Origin of the sequence: Streptomyces tricolor, from assembly GCF_002155905.1 — a bacterium.
Lineage (GTDB): Bacteria > Actinomycetota > Actinomycetes > Streptomycetales > Streptomycetaceae > Streptomyces > Streptomyces tricolor.
On the sequence record NZ_MUMF01000262.1, the window covers coordinates 1 to 5,314 of the forward strand.

Sequence of the window (5,314 nt, forward strand, 5' to 3'; positions counted from 1 at the left end):
CGCCGCCTTCCTCGCCGACGCCCAGGTGCGGGTGAAGGGTTACGCCGACGACCGTACGGCGGCGGCCGTGTGGGAGGCGTGACCGGCGCCCCTGTGGATTGATGGAACGGGACGGCCGGGCCACGGCCGGATCCCGGGACAGCGAAGGGGCAGGCGCGCACCATGGCCAAACAGAACGTCGCCGAGCAGTTCGTCGACATCCTCGTCCGCGCCGGGGTGCGCCGCCTGTACGGCGTCGTCGGGGACAGCCTCAACCCGGTCGTGGACGCCGTCCGCCGCCACGCCGCCATCGACTGGATCCACATACGCCACGAGGAGGCCGCCGCCTTCGCGGCCGGCGCCGAGGCCCAGATCACCGGGAGGCTCGCCGCCTGCGCCGGTTCCTGCGGCCCGGGCAACCTGCATCTCATCAACGGCCTGTACGACGCCCACCGTTCGATGGCCCCGGTGCTCGCCCTGGCCTCGCACATCCCCTCCAGCGAGATCGGCCTCGGCTACTTCCAGGAGACCCACCCGGACCGGCTGTTCCAGGAGTGCAGCCACTACAGCGAGCTGATCTCCAGCCCCAAGCAGATGCCCCGGCTGTTGCAGACCGCCGTCCAGCACGCGGTGGGGCGGGGCGGCGTCAGCGTGGTGTCCCTGCCCGGGGACATCGCCGCCGAACCGGCCCCGGAGAAGGCCGCGCAGAGCGCGCTCGTCACCTCCCGGCCCACCGTGCGGCCCGGTGACGCCGAGATCGACCGGCTCGTGGAGATGATCGACGCGGCCGGCAAGGTCACCCTGTTCTGCGGCAGCGGCACGGCCGGCGCGCACGCCGAGGTGATGGAGTTCGCCGGGAAGGTCAAATCACCGGTCGGGCACGCGCTGCGCGGCAAGGAGTGGATCCAGTACGACAACCCGTACGACGTCGGCATGAGCGGACTGCTCGGCTACGGCGCCGCCTACGAGGCGACCCACGAGTGCGATCTGCTGATCCTGCTCGGCACCGACTTCCCGTACCACGCCTTCCTGCCCGGTGACGTGCGGATCGCGCAGGTCGACGTGCGGCCCGAGGTGATCGGCCGCCGCTCCCGGCTCGACCTGGCCGTGTGGGGCGACGTGCGCGAGACGCTGCGCTGCCTGATCCCGCGGGTGCGGGAGAAGACGGACCGGCGCTTCCTCGACCGGATGCTGAAGAAGCACGCGGACGCGCTGGAGGGCGTGGTCAAGGCGTACACCCGGAAGGTCGACAAGCACGTCCCGATCCACCCCGAGTACGTGGCCGCCGTGCTGGACGAAGTCGCCGACGACGACGCGGTGTTCACCGTCGACACCGGGATGTGCAACGTCTGGGCCGCCCGGTACGTCTCGCCCAACGGCCGCCGCCGGATCATCGGTTCCTTCTCGCACGGGTCGATGGCGAACGCGCTGCCGATGGCGATCGGCGCCCAGTTCACGGACCGGCGCCGGCAGGTGGTCTCCATGTCCGGGGACGGCGGATTCTCCATGCTGATGGGGGAGTTCCTCACGCTCGTGCAGTACGACCTGCCGGTCAAGGTGGTGCTGTTCGACAACTCCTCCCTCGGCATGGTGGAACTGGAGATGATGGTCGCCGGACTGCCCTCCTACGGCACCGCCAACACCAACCCCGACTTCGCCGCCGTCGCCCGAGCCTGCGGCGCCTTCGGGGTGCGTGTGGAGAAGCCGAAGCACCTCGCCGGGGCGCTCAGGGACGCCTTCCGGCACAAGGGGCCGGCCCTGGTGGACGTCGTCACCGACCCCAACGCCCTGTCCATCCCGCCGAAGATCAGCGCCGAGATGGTCACCGGGTTCGCCCTGTCCGCCTCCAAGATCGTCCTGGACGGCGGGGTCGGCCGGATGCTCCAGATGGCCCGCTCCAACCTGCGCAACGTACCGCGGCCGTAGGGAGTGATTTCGGCCAGTTTCACGTGGCGTGACGGCGTGGCGGCAGCCGGTGCCGGACGCGGCCGGACCGGCGTCACGGGGCCTCCGTGGCGTGCAGCGGCGTCCGGGGAGCCCGGGGCACGGCTCAGGCCCGGCCCGGCGGACGGCCGGGGCGGGGCGCCGATATGGCCGAACCGCCGGTCATCGGACATACGCCAGGACTGCCCCGGAGTCTGCTGGGCAAGCATCCCCCCGTGAGCGTGTTCGACCAGGAGGGGCAGGGGCCGGCGGCGTGCGGGCGGGGGTCATGAAGAGGCAGGCACGAGGGGGCGGTCCCATGGCCATGGGGGCCTTGTCGGCGACGACGGGGGAAGAGACCGACACCATCACGGACCACACGCTGCGGCTGCGGCGCAGACTGGGCCGGGCCGACCTCAGGGCGGTGCCGGAGGCCCGCAGGGCGCTGCGCGACCTGCTGCGGCACTGGGGCAAACCGGGCCGCTCGGAGATCGCCGAGCTGCTCACCAGCGAACTCGTCACCAACGCGCTCGTGCACACCGACGACGACGCCGTCCTCACGGCCGTCGTGGACGACGGCGGACTGCACGTGGAGGTACGGGACTTCGTGGCCCGCAGCCCCGAGCCGCGCACCCCGGACCCGGACGGCGACACCCACGGCCGGGGCCTGGTGCTGGTGGAGTCCCTCGCCGACGCCTGGGGCGTACGGCCGCACGGGGTGGGCAAGTCGGTGTGGTTCGAACTCGGCGCCGAGGCGGCCTGACCGCCGGCGTACGGCGCCGCGGCGGGTACGGGACGGGGGCGNNCGCCCCCGTCCCGTACCCGCGGGCACTCCGCGGGGCCGGTGGTCAGCCGAACTGCTGCTCCAGGTCCTTGAGCTTGCGCTCCAGGGAGTCCAGGCGCGGCAGGGCCATGGTGTCGTCCTCGGCGGTGAGGTCGACGGTCACCGGCTCAGTCGTGCCGCGGACCGGCTGAAGGGAGGGCCGAGAGCGGACGGGCAGCTGTTCCGCGGTCGCTATGGCAGGCTCCGCGGTCGCCGCCGCCGGGCCGCGCTCCACCTGCACCTCGACCTCCCGGCCGGCGCCCCGGCCGACGAAGCCGCGGTGACCCCGGCTGATCGCCTTCAGCCGGGCGCGCTCCACCCGCTGCTGGTCGCGCCGCCGCTGCCGGGCCTCCTCCTTCTGCCGCTTGTCCTCGCGGACCTCCTCGACCGCCTCGTCGAGGCTGCGCACGCCCTCCAGGAGCATCAGCGACCAGGCCCTGTAGGTCTCGCGGGGCGCCCGCACCCAGCGCACGATCCGGATCTGCGGCAGCGGACGCGGCACCAGGCCCTGCTCGCGCAGCGCGGCCCGGCGGGTCTGCTTCAGCGCGCGGTCGAACAGCACCGCCGCCGACAGCGACATACCGGAGAAGAACTGCGGGGCACCGGCGTGACCCGCGCCGCGGGGCGCGTGCACCCAGTTGAACCAGGCAGCGGCGGCGGCGAACAGCCACACGAGTATCCGGGAGCCGAGGGCCGCGTCACCGTGGCTGGCCTCGCGCACCGCGAGCACGGAGCAGAACATCGCCGCGCCGTCCAGGCCGAACGGCACCAGGTACTGCCAGCCGTCGGTCAGTCCCAGGTTCTGTTCGCCGAAGCCGACGAGGCCGTGGAAGGACAGGGCCGCCGCCACCGCCGCACAGCAGAACAGCAGCACATAGGAGGCCGTGCCGTAGATGGCCTCCTTGCGCCTGCGGCGCTCCTCGCTGCGCTCCCACGAGTCGTCCGCACTCGTGCTCTCCCTGGAGGAGCGCTTGCCGCGCGCGAGCACCGCCACCGCCGCCAGCATGCCCAGGAGCAGCACGGCGCCCGGAAGCAGCCAGTTCAGCGATATGTCGGTCAGTCTCATCAGGGGTCCCTTGCATTGGGATAGGGCGTAACGCCCGCCATAGTGGCCCACTCCCGACGGCCCTCAGGGGGTTTCGGGGCAAGAGGCCGCCAAGAAGACGCAAGGGGATGCCCAGGACGGCGTTCTGCTCGAACTGCCGCATGAGGGGCGGGAGTTGAGTTCGAATAAGACTACCCGTACGGGTGGTTCATCGGAAAGTTCGTGCGACCCGTGGGGAAGGCGGGGACGACGGCCCTCAGGCGGCCGCGGCGGCGGGTCCGGCGATCCGCTCGCGGTCGCAGGTGCGGGGGCAGGTGGCGCAGGTGTCCTCCGGACGGACGGTGTAGAACATGCAGCAGCTCGTCCGGTCCCGGGTGACCAGCGGCGCGCCGTCCGGCCCGGTCAGCGTCCGGAACCCGGCGGCGCCGGCGTACGGCCGGACGGTCCCCGGCAGCAGCAGCTCCAGCTCCCGCACGGCCCGCGCTGCCTCCCGCTCGCCGAACAGCTGCGCGACGTACCACAGCCCCTCCACGACCTCGTCGGTCGCCATGCCCCACAGCGCGCGTCCGCGTCGCCGCATCCGGGGCCCGAAGGCGGCGAGCACCGGCTCCAGGTGCTCGGCCACGGCCGCCCGCACCTCGCCCCGCAGCGCCTCCTCGTCCGGGACGACGACCGTGCCGGGCAGCGCGGCGGCCGGGTCGCCCGGCAGGCAGGCGAGCGAGACGGGCCGGCGTACGGCCATCCGGCCGGCCGTGCGGTCGTACCAGACGTGGGTCACGGGCAGCCGGGGCACCCGGCGGTGCAGGAACCACGGGACGGTGATCAGCAGGCAGGCGGGCCAGGCGTAGCGGTGCAGACCGAAGCTCGCGACGACGTCCGGGCGGGCCGGCCGTCCGTAGTCCCGCACCACCTGGTCCGCGTCCCAGGCCAGGAACGCGTCCAGCTCCGCACCGCCCGCCGCGAGCCCGGCGGCGCCCGCCCAGCCCGCGCCGCCGGGCGGCGGCTCCTCCGGCCCCAGCTCGGTCACGGTCAGCCCCGGGAAGGCCGCGCCGAGGCGGTCGTAGGCGGCGGTGAGCGGCGAGGCCGCAGCGGGCATGGCGGAACCACCGGTCCTTGGACGCGTCCGCGAACGCGGACTGGCTTGCACAGGTAAGGCTTACCTTACCCGTGCTCGTCGGAGTTTGAACTGTCGCGCCGTGCGCCTAAGGTGCTTGACGGACAAGCGACAACCCGTCGTCAATGACCCCAAGTACCGACAAGCCGCCTGGAGGACCCGTGGAGCAGGGCGTGCAGGGCCCCCCGGGCACGCCGGTCACCGCCCGGGTGCCGGAGGACCGGCAGCGCCCGGCGGCCGGCGCCGCCCCTGGCCGGGAGCGGGACGCCGCGGCACCGGACACGGCGCGGGGCGAGCACACCCACGGCGAGCGGCCGGTCCCCGGACCGCGGGCCGCGGTGCAGCGCTCCTCGGTGCGCGGGCAGATCCTGGACGCGCTGCGCACGGCGCTGGTCACCGGGGACCTGAAGCCGGGCGAGGTCTACTCGGC

General features: G+C 73.4%; 4 protein-coding genes and 2 pseudogenes. 4 read left to right on the top strand and 2 right to left on the bottom strand.

The window, feature by feature from the left end:
* The 3 genes and pseudogenes from CCN44_RS48030 to CCN44_RS19345 all read left to right on the top strand — a co-directional run.
* Window positions 1-82 (top strand): annotated as a pseudogene (locus CCN44_RS48030) (protein phosphatase 2C domain-containing protein); the annotation flags it as partial.
* A gap of 80 nt (window positions 83-162) precedes the next feature.
* A complete protein-coding gene (locus CCN44_RS19335; protein WP_086698392.1) occupies window positions 163-1,905 on the top strand; it encodes a pyruvate dehydrogenase in 1,743 nt (580 codons plus the stop codon).
* A 316-nt stretch (window positions 1,906-2,221) separates the two neighbouring features.
* Entirely contained in the window at window positions 2,222-2,665 is a 444-nt protein-coding gene (locus tag CCN44_RS19345; protein WP_059253744.1) for an ATP-binding protein, read from the top strand.
* A gap of 85 nt (window positions 2,666-2,750) precedes the next feature.
* On the opposite strand, the gene CCN44_RS19350 is transcribed toward CCN44_RS19345, so the two are convergent.
* Both CCN44_RS19350 and CCN44_RS19355 read right to left on the bottom strand, forming a co-directional pair.
* Window positions 2,751-3,791, bottom strand: a complete 1,041-nt coding sequence (locus CCN44_RS19350) for a DUF2637 domain-containing protein (RefSeq protein ID WP_059253746.1) — start codon at window positions 3,789-3,791, stop codon at window positions 2,751-2,753.
* A gap of 235 nt (window positions 3,792-4,026) precedes the next feature.
* Window positions 4,027-4,866, bottom strand: a complete 840-nt coding sequence (locus tag CCN44_RS19355; protein ID WP_059253748.1) for a (2Fe-2S)-binding protein — start codon at window positions 4,864-4,866, stop codon at window positions 4,027-4,029.
* Window positions 4,867-5,045: 179 nt separating this feature from the next.
* On the opposite strand from CCN44_RS19355, the pseudogene CCN44_RS19360 reads away from it, so the two are divergent.
* Window positions 5,046-5,314 (top strand): annotated as a pseudogene (locus CCN44_RS19360) (GntR family transcriptional regulator); the annotation flags it as partial.